This window comes from Bradyrhizobium sp. USDA 3397, assembly GCF_054060965.1.
Map to the genome: position 1 here is coordinate 5426923 of NZ_JBSSDS010000001.1, position 15172 is coordinate 5442094.

14 protein-coding genes and 1 pseudogene are annotated in these 15172 nt (G+C 62.0%); 7 read left to right on the top strand and 8 right to left on the bottom strand.

The features are described from left to right. Nucleotides 1-12: 12 nt before the first annotated feature. Both ACVWYQ_RS25010 and ACVWYQ_RS25015 read right to left on the bottom strand, forming a co-directional pair. Nucleotides 13-525: a hypothetical protein gene (locus ACVWYQ_RS25010; protein WP_456726489.1), complete on the bottom strand. Its 513-nt coding sequence runs from the start codon at nt 523-525 to the stop codon at nt 13-15. Between the two features lie 116 nt (nt 526-641). Further along, nucleotides 642-833, bottom strand: a pseudogene (locus tag ACVWYQ_RS25015) (phospholipase effector Tle1 domain-containing protein); the annotation flags it as partial. Nucleotides 834-1172: 339 nt separating this feature from the next. Here ACVWYQ_RS25015 and ACVWYQ_RS25020 point away from each other — a divergent pair. After that, nucleotides 1173-1763: a sce7726 family protein gene (locus tag ACVWYQ_RS25020; RefSeq protein ID WP_456726490.1), complete on the top strand. Its 591-nt coding sequence runs from the start codon at nt 1173-1175 to the stop codon at nt 1761-1763. On the opposite strand, the gene ACVWYQ_RS25025 is transcribed toward ACVWYQ_RS25020, so the two are convergent. From ACVWYQ_RS25025 to rpmB, 4 genes are all read right to left on the bottom strand, one after another. Next, nucleotides 1732-2751, bottom strand: a complete 1020-nt coding sequence (locus ACVWYQ_RS25025; protein WP_456726491.1) for a beta family protein — start codon at nt 2749-2751, stop codon at nt 1732-1734. The two genes, ACVWYQ_RS25020 and ACVWYQ_RS25025, sit on opposite strands and share 32 nt — an antisense overlap. Nucleotides 2752-2792: 41 nt before the next feature. Continuing rightward, the gene (locus tag ACVWYQ_RS25030) at nt 2793-4061 is read right to left on the bottom strand and encodes a helix-turn-helix domain-containing protein (protein WP_456726492.1); all 1269 of its coding nucleotides are present in this window, start codon (nt 4059-4061) and stop codon (nt 2793-2795) included. Further along, complete coding sequence (locus ACVWYQ_RS25035; RefSeq protein WP_456727206.1) at nt 4058-4579, bottom strand: DUF6932 family protein; 522 nt, start codon at nt 4577-4579, stop codon at nt 4058-4060. Before ACVWYQ_RS25035 ends, ACVWYQ_RS25030 begins: the two co-directional genes overlap by 4 nt. A 102-nt stretch (nt 4580-4681) precedes the next feature. Further along, nucleotides 4682-4990: a 50S ribosomal protein L28 gene (gene rpmB, locus ACVWYQ_RS25040; RefSeq protein ID WP_128266066.1), complete on the bottom strand. Its 309-nt coding sequence runs from the start codon at nt 4988-4990 to the stop codon at nt 4682-4684. Between the two features lie 491 nt (nt 4991-5481). On the opposite strand from rpmB, the gene ACVWYQ_RS25045 reads away from it, so the two are divergent. The 5 genes from ACVWYQ_RS25045 to ACVWYQ_RS25065 all read left to right on the top strand — a co-directional run bounded on the left by ACVWYQ_RS25045 (nt 5482) and on the right by ACVWYQ_RS25065 (nt 12397). After that, complete coding sequence (locus ACVWYQ_RS25045) at nt 5482-6297, top strand: DUF3108 domain-containing protein (protein WP_456727207.1); 816 nt, start codon at nt 5482-5484, stop codon at nt 6295-6297. A gap of 733 nt (nt 6298-7030) precedes the next feature. Next, complete coding sequence (locus ACVWYQ_RS25050) at nt 7031-10474, top strand: helicase-related protein (protein ID WP_456726493.1); 3444 nt, start codon at nt 7031-7033, stop codon at nt 10472-10474. Nucleotides 10475-10505: 31 nt separating this feature from the next. Next, nucleotides 10506-10757 carry an RNA-binding S4 domain-containing protein gene (locus ACVWYQ_RS25055; RefSeq protein ID WP_074447665.1) on the top strand — a complete coding sequence of 84 codons (252 nt, stop codon included), beginning with the start codon at nt 10506-10508 and terminating at the stop codon, nt 10755-10757. Between the two features lie 132 nt (nt 10758-10889). Next, complete coding sequence (fdxA, locus tag ACVWYQ_RS25060; protein WP_018643465.1) at nt 10890-11228, top strand: ferredoxin FdxA; 339 nt, start codon at nt 10890-10892, stop codon at nt 11226-11228. 344 nt (nt 11229-11572) lie between these two features. Next, nucleotides 11573-12397 (top strand): CarD family transcriptional regulator, encoded by an 825-nt coding sequence (locus ACVWYQ_RS25065; RefSeq protein ID WP_074447640.1) that lies wholly within the window; start codon nt 11573-11575, stop codon nt 12395-12397. 84 nt (nt 12398-12481) lie between these two features. On the opposite strand, the gene ACVWYQ_RS25070 is transcribed toward ACVWYQ_RS25065, so the two are convergent. Together ACVWYQ_RS25070 and ACVWYQ_RS25075 are read right to left on the bottom strand one after the other, a co-directional pair. Next, nucleotides 12482-13876, bottom strand: a complete 1395-nt coding sequence (locus tag ACVWYQ_RS25070; RefSeq protein WP_456727208.1) for an adenylate/guanylate cyclase domain-containing protein — start codon at nt 13874-13876, stop codon at nt 12482-12484. Nucleotides 13877-13912: 36 nt separating this feature from the next. Further along, complete coding sequence (locus ACVWYQ_RS25075) at nt 13913-14284, bottom strand: winged helix-turn-helix transcriptional regulator (protein WP_275501450.1); 372 nt, start codon at nt 14282-14284, stop codon at nt 13913-13915. 108 nt (nt 14285-14392) lie between these two features. Between ACVWYQ_RS25075 and ACVWYQ_RS25080 the strand changes: the two genes are divergently transcribed. Further along, nucleotides 14393-15097 (top strand): glutathione S-transferase family protein, encoded by a 705-nt coding sequence (locus tag ACVWYQ_RS25080; protein WP_404545324.1) that lies wholly within the window; start codon nt 14393-14395, stop codon nt 15095-15097. Nucleotides 15098-15172: the final 75 nt, after the last annotated feature.

Sequence of the window (15172 nt, forward strand, 5' to 3'; positions counted from 1 at the left end):
AAGTCTCGAGTGCTACCAGCGCGCTGCGCGGTCTGCTTTGACGATGGCAGCGGCCAGATGTCCCAGGCGACGCGCGGCGTATCCCGCGAGCGAGCCGCCCGCCCGGCGATCGGTCCGCAGCGCCGCCATGTCGTCTTCCAGTCGTGCCGCCCATGCATTGGCGGCCGACGCCTCGGCGGTCGCCTGTTGCAGCTCGACGGCGAGGCGATCGGCACGCTCGCGCTCGCGCTCGAACACGGCCCTGTAGGCGGTTGCGACGGATTCGAGCCGCGCGATCTCCGCCTTGAAGACCTCGGTCTTGACGGCCTCGATCCTGGCCAGGGAGGCCGCGATGGGATCTGCCTGGCGGGCTCGTCGCGGGCGGGGCGTGTAGCGGAGCTCGGCGAGATCGACGCTCACCACCGCCTTGCCGTCGTCCGACCGCGAGCGCGGCAACCGTCGACGCCGCGCCAGTGACCGCGCGGCCTCGCGCGAGACATTGAGGCGGGCACCGAGATCGGCATACGTCAACAACTCAACGCACATCGGCGCTTCTCCTGGAGCGAACCGGGAAGGCATTTCGAGCTAATGATGGCTGGACGATTACCGCAGGCTAGGATGCGTTGGTTAATGGACGGTTAACGAGCGCGGGGGGCGTTTACGGGTGGCGCTGCGGTTGCCGGCGCGGGATCGCAGGGCAGCATCTGCAGCGGCTGCGTCTTGTCCGTCTTGCGCAGGCAGCGATAGAGCTTCAGGACGTTGGAGATGTTCTCAGAGATCTCGTTGCCAGTGCCGTCACAGCAGATGACGAGGTTCTTGCCGGCGGGGTGATCGGGGCTGTGCGCGGTGTCCATGGGATGCGCCTCCGGGGGATGCTACCGGGGCGAGTATAGCGGAATTTGCAAGTCGGGTCCGGCGAGTAAACCGACCTTTAGTCCTCCAATTACACCCACCGTACGCCCCACCAAGAGCGAAGCGTTCAACGCGTTGACTACGTTCGGCATTCAGGCCGTCTGGACCACTTGCCGCTTCGGTGTGTTCGCATTACGTTCTCGTGTGTGATTCTCCCATGATTATCCACGATGTCCCCCATATCTACACGACAATAAAGATTGGGTGCTGTTTCGCCGTTTGCCGCTTGGCGTCAGCGAGTCGCTGGGACATTGATAATCCCTACCTTAGAAATGTTTGCGATGGCTCTCACGACCGATACCGAGATTCGGCAGGCGCTTCACATTAAGAAGCTAGCACTCCATCGCCGTACTCCCGGAACAATCGTGATCGACGAACTTGGGCTCTCCCATTCGAAGGTTCGGATCGACGTTGCTGTGATAAACGGCGTCGTACACGGCTATGAGATCAAAAGCGCCGCGGATACGCTAGATCGACTACCAAACCAAATTGAACTTTATAGCCGATGCTTGCAAAGGTTGACGATTGTTTGCGCGCCCCGGCACTTGGAGAAGGTCAATACCTTAGTCCCTGAGTGGTGCGGAATTGTTGAGGCGTCCAAAGGTCCTCGCGGCGCCATTGGATTTTCAACGATCCGTCGCTCGCGGTCAAACAGCGAGATCGAGGCTGCTCAACTGGCTCATCTCCTTTGGAGGGAGGAAGTCATAGAATTGTTGGTTCGTCTCGGAGTAGCTCAAAAGTCTTGTAGAGCTCCTAGAAAGGAACTGTACTCTCTCCTGGCGAATCTGCTGACAGTTCCGGAGATTACCCACGAGATCCGAACGTTTATGGCAGCACGATCTAAATGGAGAGGTCCTCTAGCACGTGCATAATGTGGTGGTTTATCGCGACTTGCTTCCAAAAGGGTTGGTTGCTTGGACCAACAGCTCTTCTTGAGCACAGCTCGATAAAGTTATCTCCATCAGAAAAGGAGGCTCCGCGAAATCTGCCTGATGAAACTATGAATGCGCAATGATCATGCATCTGGGATGGGTTGTCCCGAAAAGAACCTCCCTTTCGGATAAACCATTCGCCGTTTGAAGTGTAGACGACTTTGCCTCCCGCTTTGATCAGGCGCATGTCTTTAGGTGTGAACTGGGGATTGACGATAGTGTAGTCTCCGTAGTTTGGGACGCGGTCAGTTGCTCGCAATTTTCCAATAAACGTTTTGAAAAATTGCCAATCATGCCGGATGAGAACACCGCCGGGCTTGTCGAGAGGTACCGTTTCGGGATAGGCGCAACCTAATATAGCGTAGGTTCTGAACGCTGAAAGGTCCCCAAGCGCGTCGAGAGCAGCAATGAGTGCGTCTGCAAAGTCGTCATATGGTTCGTAGTTCGGTGAACCTAGATCAACGATTAGATCGCTCTCTTTCGCTGACACGCCAACACGACTCATCAGCGAGGCTAAATCGCTTCGCGCGCTACGTCTCATCAAGTTCTCGACTCGAAGGCGGATTGCGGCGCCACGACGGTCGCGCTTCACAATCCCTGCGACAGCGGTCGCGATGCTGTTGGGTACGTCTAGTGAGATGGCGGGGACAGCACGATTGCCCTGGTGGAGTTTCTCGAAGACATAAGCAATCGGTAGGCTTCCGTCACCCATCAACTCAGTTTGAACGACTGGATGAACATCAATCCACGCGGGGCGGTCACCCCACTTCTGTTTGTAACGCTTGGGGAAGGGTTCAAGGTGTTCTTGCATCGACTTCTTCGGCGCCCAATCGTCGAAATCAAATTCGATCTCAGGAATGACGATGAATGGTACGACTCGATCTTTGGCCGCGTCGGAGAGGCGAGACAACGCTTGGTATTCGCCCATGCGCCATCTAACGGAGGGGATGTATGTATGGGGACCAACCATCATTGCTTGGCTTCCTCAAACTGCGATCTCACAGAGCCTGCTCCAACGAGATTGTTCAGTATTCTGTAATTGCGTCGTTCCTTTCTTATCCGTCCTGCAATTATGCTAGGATGGATACCTAACTTCTCGGAATCGATGAGGACCGCTTCTTCTGTAAGCGCAAAGCGAGAGAGACATCGCTTCCAGCTCTCTTCTGAAATCAGATGATCAAGAGCGAATTTATCTGCTTCTCTTTCAGTGCTATCACCATTGCTTCCGTCCTCTTCATCGAAGAAATCCAGCCTTAATGCTCCATAGAGGTGGAGGAATACATGTCCGAGCTCGTGGAAAAGGACGAACCAGAAGTTGTCGAGACGATCGTATCGTAGGGTCAGCGCGACAATAGGGTGGCCAGCTTGAGACAGCATCGCAGCGCCATCAAGATAAGTTCCTGGCAGATGCCGTTCTAGAATCAGGGCAATGCCGTTGCGACGAAGAAGTGCACGCGCCTTTTTTGGACCAAAAGGATCGAGTGTCAGAGATACTAATTCCGAGAGCCAGTTATCGTTGTGCTTGAACTCCTGGATGACCCCGTTTTTAAGTTCTGAATTGGCCAGATCCAGCACGCGTGCTTGCCAAGCAAGGAGAGCGTACTCATCGGCTGGGGTGCCCGTCCGAACTTTCTTGCGGTGAAGAGCCGTCGCGAACTGCGGTCCAGCGGAAGCTAAGAAATAATCTCGTGCTGCGGCAGCAAGATCAGTACCTGCAAACCAGCCTCGCCTGGTCATCTCCTTTAGAGGAAAGCGACTCCAGTCCACGTCACGGATGCTGCTCCAGGCGAAGAGAGCGTTATCTGAGGAAGAGTCTTCAATCGGCTTCGAATATGATTGCGACACACGGACGCTGAGCACGTCTGCCACTTCAATTAGGCGCGATAAACTTGCACTCATATAGTCCGTTGCTTCGTATCGCTGAATCTGCTGAGGCTTCATATTCAGCCGCTCAGCAAGATCGGTCTGGCTGAGGCCTTGAGCTATACGCGCTTGAATGAGGATGCGTGGGAGGTCAGAGAGCGAATAGCTCTCGGAGAACGTGACTGTTCCTGACTTTAGGAGATCGTATTCAGCGATTTCCTGCTCGATGTCAGCAATTTGACTTCTCAGTGCGCGCGACTCAATCTCTCGCAATTGGGCGACTTTTGTTGAGTCCTCACGAACTGAATTGAGTACGCCTCTTAGTTTGGCGACCTGCTCTTGAGACACAGTGTATTGGCGATCACTGAAGATCATCGCTTTATCCTCCGCGTCACCGTTCCGTCCAAAGAAATGGCCAGCGAAAGAATCCCCTTCTTTTGCCCTGTGAATCGATCGATTTGAAAGAACTCTGTAAATGCAGCACCGATGTCGGCTGCAATCATAGTCGACGGAAAAAATTCTCCGCCGAAACGAGCTTTCTGATTTGCGCGACCGTTTTCGAAATCAGCAAAAACAGGATCTAGCTTCGTAAAGTCTATCCCGTGTGGACTCCAGCACGCATCGAAGTCGCCAGGCAACGGTTTGCTCGAAACGAAGCTGCCGTCCAAAATGAGTTCTTGGCATCCCGCGGTGACTAGATGAACGGCTGCATCGACGAGGCCGGAATAGAGCGACCGGCGATGTGCATTGAAGCAAAATGTCGCCTCGATCTCGCAAAGCGTTGCTGAATGAACACCAGGTGGGAGGACGTCCCAGGGCGATCCATTCAATACAATAAGCTGAGGAATCATATTACAACAATAATGTTGTAAGACTTGGAAGTCAATTGCCACAAACAAAAACGGCCGGATCTCCCGATCCGGCCGCTACTCAAACTCTACTCGGCTAAGCCTACGCCACGCGACGCAACTTAGCCCCCGCCCTAACGGTAAATCTCAGCTCGCCTGCTTCGCCGGCTGCGTGTCGCCGACCTTCTTCTGGATCGCGCGCTTCAGCTCGAGGGCGCGCGGGGAGAGCGCGTCGGCGTTGGCCTTGAGCAGGAAGGGGTCGAGGCCGCCATTGTGGTCGACGCTCTTGATCGCGTTGGTGGAGACGCGCAGGCGCACGTTGCGGCCGAGGGCTTCCGAGATGAACGTCACGTTGACGAGGTTCGGCAGGAAGCGGCGCTTGGTCTTGATGTTGGAGTGGCTGACCTTGTGGCCGACGAGGGGGCCCTTGGCCGTCAGTTCGCAGCGGCGAGACATGGTAGAAATCCTTATAGTTCGAACCCCCAACGAGTGCGGCCGCCATCTCGGCGCCACGGGGGCAAATTCTGTCGTCCTTGCAGGGAGCGGGCGGACGTATAGGGGGGAAGGGGCCTTGCGTCAAGGTTTTGGGTGGTCTTTTGGAGCCGCCCGGGCGGTGCGCTCCCTCTCCCGCGCTTGTCGCGCCGAAGCCTTTGGCGAAGGCGGATGCGGGAGAGGTCGGAACGCCCCCCTTCCCGCCGGATCACCAAAACGGCAATGATTGTCACGCCTTACCATCACATAAAGGGCGTATTCGGCGTCGAAGAGTCCTTTGGAGTTCCCGGGGCTGCACGCTCCGACACATTGTTTGTCGCGGTTTTTGGCTTAAGTAATAGCGGATCGCGCCCCGATTGGATTATTTCGTGCCGATAACGCTTCATTTCGCGCAAGTCCTGCGCTCTGCCTGTCTGTGTCGGGGCGTCCGCTTGGACGTCCCCTTGGCCGGCCGGCTGATGGCGCTTTGCGGCCTGGCGCTGGCTATTGCGGGCGGCGCGGCGCCGGCGGCGGCGCAAGGCAAGCTCGAGGCGCAATATGAGGCCTCGCTGGCGGGCATTCCCGTCGGCAAGGGCGCCTGGAACATCGATATCCAGGACGACGTGTTCTCGGCGGCGGCCGCCGGCGGCACCACCGGGCTTTTGAAGTCGTTCACGGGCGGGTCCGGCACCGGCGCCAGCCAGGGGCGCGTGGTCAATGGCGCGCTGGTTGCGACCGGCTACCAGGCCTCCACCACCACCCAGAAGAAGACCGAAGAGATCCGCATCACCCTCGACAAGGGCAATGTGAAGGATTTTGCGATTTTGCCGGAGCCGCCGGTCGATCCGGATCGTATCGTCGTCACCGAGGCGCATCGCCGCGGCGTGTGGGATCCGATGACCGCTTCGCTCTTGCGCGTGCCCGGCAACGGCGATCCGGTGTCGCCGGAGGCCTGCCACAATTCCGCGCCCGTGTTCGACGGCCGCATGCGCTACGAGCTCAAGCTCGATTTCAAGCGCATGGAGACCGTGAAGGCGGAGAAGGGCTACAAGGGCCCGGTCGTGGTCTGCTCGATCTATTTCGTGCCCATCGCCGGCTACATCCCCGACCGCCCGGTGATCAAATACCTCGCCGCCCAGCGCAACATGGAGATCGCGTTCGCCCCGATCGCCGGCACGCGCATCCTGGTCCCGTTCTGGCTGAAAGTGCCGACGCCCCTAGGGCCGGCCATGCTGGAAGCGACGAGCTTCATCACCACCCCCCAGCCGCCACGCGTCGCGAAGACGCAGTAGGCAGGTCTCGTCCGCGCGCTCTCTCCGCCGTCATTCCGGGGCGCGCCGAAGGCGCGAGCCCGGAAATCCATCGGGCCGCAGCGACGGTCTCACGATGGATTCCGGGCTCGCGCCAAGGGGCGCGCCCCGGAATGACGAAAGAATTGGGGTTCAGAAATCGACCTTAATGATTTCAATAACTTACCTACTGTGCATGGGGTTGTTTTTCGCAACTTTCGTTTCGGCCCCCCCGATCCCGGAATCCATTTGACTCCTCCCCGATTCTGATTCGACTCGAGGCCGTCCCCAGCTTTAACCACCCCGCGCGCTTGTGCGCCTCCGCAAAACTCCATCTAGTGCGCAACCAAGACGAGTCCCGCGACATGTTGCGTGAACGGAACGGGACTCGTCAGGGAGTCAGCGATTCGGCCGCGATTCGTTCTAGAGTCGTTCCGAAGCTTAAAGCGAACGGGAAAAGCGTCGCAAAGTGAGACAGTTGCGCAGGATTCGGGGAGGGCGCTCTCACACCGTCGGTGTCATCGCCCGGCTTGACCGGGCGATCCAGTACGCCCAAGCGGTTGGGGTTGAGCCGACGGGCCGCGGCGTACTGGATGCCCCGGTCAAGCCGGGGCATGACAGCAGAGTGCTGCGCCCCGCCCCAGCGTTCGGAGACATAGCTGACACCTCGGCGTCGCCTCACCCCCCCGGATAGCACTGACATTCGCCCAAATCGCCATTACCTAATCCGATAGACATGGCTTTTTCCTCCTCCCCCTTCGCCTCCGAGCGCGCACCCGGCGCGGGCGTTACTGCGGTGCTCGGGCCGACCAACACCGGCAAGACCCATCTCGCCATCGAGCGGATGCTGGCGCATCCCTCGGGCATGATCGGCCTGCCGCTGCGCCTGCTCGCGCGCGAGGTCTACAACAAGATCGCCGACAGAGCCGGTGAAGCCAGCGTCGCGCTCGTCACCGGCGAGGAGAAGATCAAGCCGAAGAATCCGCGCTATTGGGTCTCGACCGTGGAGGCGATGCCGCGCGATATCGACGTCTCCTTCCTCGCCGTCGACGAGGTCCAGATCGCCGCCGATCTCGAGCGCGGCCACGTCTTCACCGATCGCATCCTCAACCGCCGCGGCCACGACGAGACGCTGCTGTTAGGTGCCGCCACCATGCGCCCGATCATCGAGCGCCTGTTGCCGGGCGTGTCCATGATCACGCGGCCCAGATTGTCGCAGCTCGAATTCGCCGGCGACCGCAAGATCACGCGCCAGCCGCGCCGCACCGCCATCGTCGCGTTCTCGGCCGATGAAGTCTACGCGATTGCCGAGCTGATCCGCCGCCAGCACGGCGGCGCCGCCGTGGTGCTGGGCTCGCTCTCGCCGCGCACTCGGAATGCGCAAGTCGCGATGTTCCAGAACGGCGACGTCGATTATCTCGTCGCCACCGACGCCGTCGGCATGGGCCTCAATCTCGACGTCGACCACGTCGCCTTCGCCTCCGACCGCAAGTTCGACGGCTATCAGTTCCGCCGCCTGACGCCGTCCGAATTCGCGCAAATCGCAGGCCGCGCCGGCCGCGCCACCCGCAACGGCACTTTCGGCACGACGGGCCGCTGCGCGCCGTTCGAGCCCGAGCTCGTCAACGCGCTGCAGAACCACACCTTCGATGCCGTGAAGGTGCTGCAATGGCGCAATTCGAAGCTCGATTTCTCCTCGCTCGGTGCGCTCCAGGTCTCGCTGAACCTCGCGCCCGGCCACGAGACGCTGACGCGCGCGCCGATCGCCGAGGACATGCGCGTGCTCGATCACGCCGCCCGCGACGGCGAGGTGCGCGATATCGCGCATGGCAAGGCCGCCGTGGAGCGGCTCTGGGAAGCCTGCCAGGTCCCGGACTACAGAAAGCTGTCGCCGGCCGCCCATGCCGAGCTGGTGACGACGCTGTACGGCTTCCTGATGCGCAAGGGCTGCATTCCCGATGCCTGGTTCGAGTCACAGGTCACCCAGGCCGACCGCATCGACGGCGACATCGACACGCTGTCGGCCCGAATCGCCCAGATCCGCACCTGGACCTTCGTCGCCAACCGCCCGGACTGGCTGAAAGACCCGGAACGCTGGCAGGGGATCGCGCGGGAGGTCGAAAATAAATTATCGGATGCGCTCCATGAACGCTTGACTGAGCGTTTCGTTGATCGCCGGACCAGTGTATTGATGCGCCGCCTGCGGGAGAACACGAGCTTGAATACTGAAATCGGCAAGACCGGCGAAGTCATCGTCGAAGGCCATGTCATCGGCCGCCTCGATGGCTTCACCTTTGCACCGGATGCGGCGGAAGCCGGCTCCGATGCGAAAGCCTTGCAGGCTGCAGCGCAAGCGGTGCTCGCCGGCGAGATCAACGCGCGCGCCGAAAAGCTGGGCAATGCGCCGGACGAGCAGTTCGTGCTCACCTCCGAAGGCATCATCCGCTGGACCGGCGATGCCGTGGCGCGCCTCGCTGCCGCAGACGAGGCGCTGCATCCGCGCATCCGCATCATCTCGGACGAGCGCCTGACCGGCGCCCCTCGCGACAAGGTGCAGGCGCGGCTCGAGCTCTGGCTCAAGACCCACATCGAAAAGCTGCTCGGGCCGATGTTCGAGCTGTCGAAGGCCGAGGACGTCACCGGCATCGCCCGCGGCATCGCCTATCAGCTGGTCGAGGCGCTCGGCGTGCTCGAGCGTCCGAAGATCGCCAGCGAGCTGAAGGATCTCGACCAGCCCTCGCGCGCCGTGTTGCGCAAATACGGCGTCCGCTTCGGCGCCTATCACATCTATTTCCCCGGCCTGCTCAAGCCCGCCGCGCGTGCGCTCGCCGCGCTGCTCTGGGCGCTGAAGCAGGACAATGTCGATCTCTCCGCGCTCTCGGGCGCGCAGCATCTGGCCTCCTCGGGGCGCACCTCGTTCCCGGTCGACAAGGCGCTGCCGCGCGATGCCTATCGCGTGCTCGGCTACAAGCAGGCCGGCGAGCGCGCCGTGCGCGTCGACATCCTGGAACGCCTCGCCGACCTGATCCGCCCGGCGCTGGCCTGGCGCGAGAATTCGCCGGGCGAAAAGCCCGCCGGCGCGTTCGACGGCCGCAGCTTCGTGGTCACGCAGGCGATGACCTCGCTGACCGGATCTGCCGGCGAGGATTTCGCCTCCGTGCTGCGCGCGCTCGGCTATCGCATGGAGAAGCGCCCGCCGCTGCCGCCGAAGCCTGTCGTGACCGAGCAGGTCGTGACCGAGACGGTCGTGACTGAGACGGTCGCGGCCGAGACGCCGCCCGCTGAAGGCAGCGCGGAGACCTCGACCGAGGCTGCAGCGGAAGCCGTTGCCGGCCTGCCGGCTGAGGCCGCGGCCGCTGAGGCTACGGCCGAATCCGTCACCGTCGAAGACGCGCCCGGCATGGAGCCGCACGACGAGCCCGCTCCTGCGGAGGCTCACGAGGAGCCGGCGCTGGAAGCGTCTCCGGAAACCCCCGTCACCCCCGAGGACGCCCCCGGCATCGCGCCGCCCGCAGAAGAGGCTGCGACGCCCGCCGAGGCTGCCGGCCTCGAAGCGGCTGCCGCCGAGATCGCCGCGACGGAAGCTGCTGCATCCCCCGATGCCGCCGCGCCTGAGGCAACAGTCGCACCGGCCGAGCCCGAGCTGGTCGAGGTCTGGCGCCCCGCCGGCCGTCACGAGGATCGCAAGCCGCGCCACGAGCGCCATCGCCATCAGCGTCACAACAACCAGCGTGCGCGGCCCGGCGCCGAGGCCGGCGCTGCACCCGATGCAGCGAGCGCCGCGCCCGGCGAAGCCGCCGACGGCGCGAAGCCGGGCCATCGTCATGGCGGCGGCCATCGCCGCGATGGCGGACGCGACTTCCGCAAGCCGCGTGAAGGCGGCGAGGGCGGTGAGCGCCGCGACGACCGCAATCGCAGCTTCCAGGGCAAGGGGGACCGCGACAAGGATCGCGATCGCAACCGCGACAACAAGAAGTTCGGCGGAGATCGCGACAAGGGCCGCGACAATCGCGGCCGCGACCGCGACAAGGGCCGTGACCGCCGTGATCGCGAGTCGGGTCCCTCACTGCGTCCCTACGCCTCCAGCGCGAATCCGCGCGAGCGCGATCGTCCGATCGATCCGAACTCGCCCTTCGCCAAGCTCGCCGCGCTGAAAGAGCAGCTGGGGCGGAAGGAGTAATCCCACGACGACGACGACCGAGCGGCAGCGTATCGACAAATGGCTGTGGCACGCGCGGGTGGTGAAGGCGCGCACCTCTGCGGCCGAGCTCGTCGTCACCGGCCATGTCCGCGTCAACGGCGTGCGCGAGACATCGCCGGGCCATGCGATCAAGCTTGGCGACGTCCTCACCATTGCGCTCGATCGCACCGTGCGCGTACTGAAGGTCACCGCCTTCAACGAGCGCCGTGGCGATGCCGCCTCGGCTCGCGTGCTGTATGAGGAGCTCGGCACGCGCAATTAATTGCGCTTGTTATTCATTTCTTGATCGATCAAACGCATAAAGCCGTCATGTTCGGGCCTTCCCGACCTTGCGGCGCCCGGCCATCCGCGCTAGGCAAGCCGCGACTTCTAAAAGAGCTTTTCGGAGCGTTGGATGACTTACGTCGTCACTGAAAACTGCATCAAGTGCAAGTACACCGACTGCGTCGAGGTCTGCCCGGTCGATTGCTTCTACGAGGGCGACAACATGCTCGTCATCCATCCCGACGAGTGCATCGATTGCGGCGTGTGCGAGCCGGAATGCCCCGCCGACGCCATCAAGCCGGACACGGAACCGGGCCTCGAAAAGTGGCTCCAGGTCAACGCCGACTACGCCAAGAGCTGGCCGAACATCACCCAGAAAAAAGAATCACCTGCCGACGCCAAGGAATTCGACGGCATGGAAGGCAAGTTCGAGAAATATTTTTCTCCGAACCCCGGCTCTGGGGACTAATTCGCGCCCAAACTTAACCCTAATAGCGGCGCTGCCGCCGAAAACCAGCCCTGAAGACCCCTAAATCATTGATTTTTGCGGGAAATGTGCTATATTGGGCACATTAAGCCGAACCCCGTCAGCCCCGTTGGCCCCTCTGGGTTCCCGTGAAACCAAATGTCGAACAGGGGCGTGGCAGTTTCCGCGCGCAGGCTGTGTCACAGAAAACGCGTAAAAAGAGTACTTCAGCGAGGGCTTCCCATAAGGAGGCCAAAAAAGTCGCCGCGGCCAGCCGTAGCGCATCCAAGGGTCGGACCGCGACGAAGGCGCCGGCTGCAAAGTCCTCGAAGAACAAAAGAAGCGCAATGCCTAACAAGACTGCCAAACCGGCCGCGAAAGCGACCGCTGCCAAGCCTGCTGCCGCCAAGCCTTTGAATGTCAAGCCTGTGACTGCCAAGGCCCCCGCTGCCAAGCCCGCCGCGACGAAGGCCCCTGTTGCCGTTGCGCCCGCCAAGGCTCCCGTCGCCGCCAAGCCGGCTGCCAAGCCCGCGGCTGCGCCGAAGGTCGAGGAAAAGAAGGTCGTGACCCAGCGTCAGGGCTTCAAGGCCAACGAATTCGTGGTCTATCCCGCTCACGGCGTCGGCCAGATCCTGGCCATCGAGGAGCAGGAGATCGCCGGTGCGAAGCTCGAGCTGTTCGTCATCAACTTCATCAAGGACAAGATGACGCTGCGCGTGCCGACCGCCAAGGTCGCCAATGTCGGCATGCGCAAGCTGTCCGACCCGGCCCTGGTCAAGAAGGCGCTGGAGACCCTGAAGGGCCGCGCCCGCGTCAAGCGCACCATGTGGTCGCGCCGCGCCCAGGAATACGAAGCGAAGATCAATTCGGGCGACATCGTCGCGATCGCGGAAGTCGTGCGCGACCTCTATCGCTCGGAATCGCAGCCCGAGCAGTCCTACTCGGAACGCCAGCTCTATGAAGCGGCGCTCGACCGTCTGTCCCGCGAAATCGCGGTGGTGCAGCACTCGACCGAGACCGAAGCGGTCAAGGAGATCGAGGCGCAGCTTGCCAAGAGCCCGCGCCGCAATGCCAAGGCGGAAGCTGCCGAGGGCGAAGCTGACACGGATGCCGAGGGCGATACCGACGATACCGATGGCGACGACAGCACCGTCGCCGACGAGGCCGCGTAAGCCGGCACCGAACGCAAGCAATCAAAAGCCCGGCCGTTTGGCCGGGCTTTTTGTTTGGCTTCCTGAGGCCGCGGGAGTTCGGCTCTACGCGCCGCGCGGCTGGGTCCAGATCGAGATCGGCTGCTGAATGCCGCGGACCGCCCGCGCCTCTCGCGCTTCCAATGACTGAAACGTTGCGGCTGCACCGCCAAGCTCGGCCTTCGCCTGGCTGACGAGGTCGTCACTCGCCACCAGCGCGCAGCCCAAGGTGCGGGTCAAAGCCTCGAGGCGGCTTGCCACGTTGACGGTCGCGCCGATCACGGCAAATTCCAGACAGGTCTGCCCGAGGTCGCCGAGCACCACCGGCCCATAATGCAAGCCAAAGCTCACATGCAGCTTTGGCTCGCCTGACGCTGCCCGCTGATCGTTCCAACGCTCCGCCGCCGCGATCATCGCCTGGGCACATCGCAGCGCGTTGCTGGCGTCGTGCTCGCCGGCAAAGGGCGTTCCGAACGTCGCCATCAATCCGTCCCCGAGATATTTGTCGAGCGTGCCGCTATGGCGGAAAACCTCCTGCTCCATCAATCCGTGGAATTCCCGCAACGTCCGCACCACCTCCTGCGGCGAGCGCGCATCGGCAAAGGCCGTGAAGCCGACGATGTCGACGAACAGCACCGCGACGTGTTGCGTGCGGACCTGCTTCAACGGCTCGTCCTGTTTCGACAATTCCGCCACGACATTCGGTGAAAAGTAGCGTGCGAGGTTGCCGCGCTCGCGCTCCACCGCGGCATGCCGAATCAAGAGGTCGTTGCTGCGGCGGACCGCGAGCGCCAAGGTCGCGGCCACGATCAGGAATACGACGATCTCCTGGACCCGAACGTGGAATCCGATCGCGCTGGGCGAGATCATTGCAAACAGGCGCTCATCGCTGCCTGTTGCGGCCGCGATGCGGGCCGTCAGCGCAGGATCGCGATCGGGCTGCCACCAGACCCAGGCAATGCCGATCAGCCAGAGCGCGGTCGTCCACATGCCGACCGCAATGACGGTCCGCCAAGTATAGGCCAATGTGGCGCCTGCGAGCAGGACGAAGAAATAAATGAAGTTGCCGAAATGGTACTGCATTGCGACCGGCCAATGCGAGGCTCCGAACGGATTCGGAACCACAATCAGGTACGTCAGCAGCGCCAAGTCGCAGAACAGCAGTGCCAATTCCGGCCGTGACAGGCCCACCCGCCCAACCCGGACCTGGGCCCAGCCGATCAGTGCGAACAAGCCGAGCAGCGCCACGTAGTAGAGCTGCTCCCAGGCCGGGTTGATCACCATGATCAGGCAGCCAATGACGACGAGGGCGACATAGCGCGCCCGCACCGCAAGTTGCAGGCCCTCCCGCTTGGCGGAAACCAGCGCGGCCTGTGCGAACTGAACTGTTTCGGCATCGCGCTCGCTCGGCGCGGGCGAAGGCGCAGCCGCAGCCGGCAGGTTGAAGCGCTCGACGAGCATCGTCACGGCAGTCTCCTCACTTGGGCCTTGGCCCGTTCAAGTCCGCTGCGTCCTCGCGGAGACGCTCATTTCAGCTCGGTGACCTTCTGCATCAGCCGCCGCCGCAACCGACGTCCACCAGTCCCCCAAGGCATCGATCAAGGGCACGAGCGCGTGACCGGCGGAGGTCAGATCGTACTCCACGCGCAGCGGATATCCGCCGAATTCGGTGCGGCTGACGATGCCGGCGTCCTCCAGCTTGCGAAGCTCGAGCGCGAGCATCCTGTGTGAGATGGTCGGATTGTCGCGGCGCAGATCGCTGAAGCGCTTGGTGCCCTGCTTCAAATAATAGATCAGCAGCGTCGGCCAGCGACCGCTGAGAATTTGCATCACTTCCTCGATGGGACATCTCGACACGAGATCCTTCATCGGTGCCTCCAGGTTACAAAAAAGTTCGTAATTTACTTGATGCGGCGAGCGGCTAGGGTCGCATCACCGCTGCGCAGCGTGATCATCAGAAATCACGGAGAATGGATCATGGACCCAATTCTACTCTACGGCTTCCCGAAGGGAAGCTCCATGGGGCTCGTTGCGGCTCTCGAATGGCTGGGCAAGCCATATCGGCTGTGTCGGGTCGATATGTTGGGCGAGATGCGAGACCGGTCATACGCCCGTATCAATCCGCGACACGAGACGCCGGTCTTCATCACCGAGCAGGGCGAGGTGCTGACGGAAACGATGGCTATCGCGGCCTGGTTAGAGGCCAGGGATGTCGAACGCCGCATCAGCTTCGATCCCTCATCGCGGCAAGCCGATCGCATGCATCAGCTCATGGCGTTCGTGAATACCGGTTTCACCGCCGCCTTCGCGCCGCTGTGGGCCGCATTGGAAGCCGAAGCCATGGAGCCTGCCGCGAAGTCGGTCCTGCGCGCCTTCGGCACAGCAAGGGTCATCGAGCGTCATGACAAGCTCGAAGAAATGATCGAAACGCGGCAATTCCTGCTCGGGGAGCGGCCGACCCTCGCCGACGCCGTGCTCGTCGGCGTCGCGCGCTGGCTCGACTTCCATGCGGTTGCGGAGAGGAGCCGCTGGCCGAAGCTGGCGGCGCTGCGAGCTCGCCTCGAGTCCGATCCCGCGGTCCTCTACGCCACCGCTCTGGAGGACGGCGACTCGCATCGGGGAACGGGATCGTGCACAGGCCACGTCGCGCTGGCCGAATTGATCGCGCAGTTCGGCAAATAGCGGCCGGTGCGCACGCCTCGTCCTTCGAGAGGGCGCTGCCGCGCCTCCTCAGGATGAGGCACATCAGCATCAGTG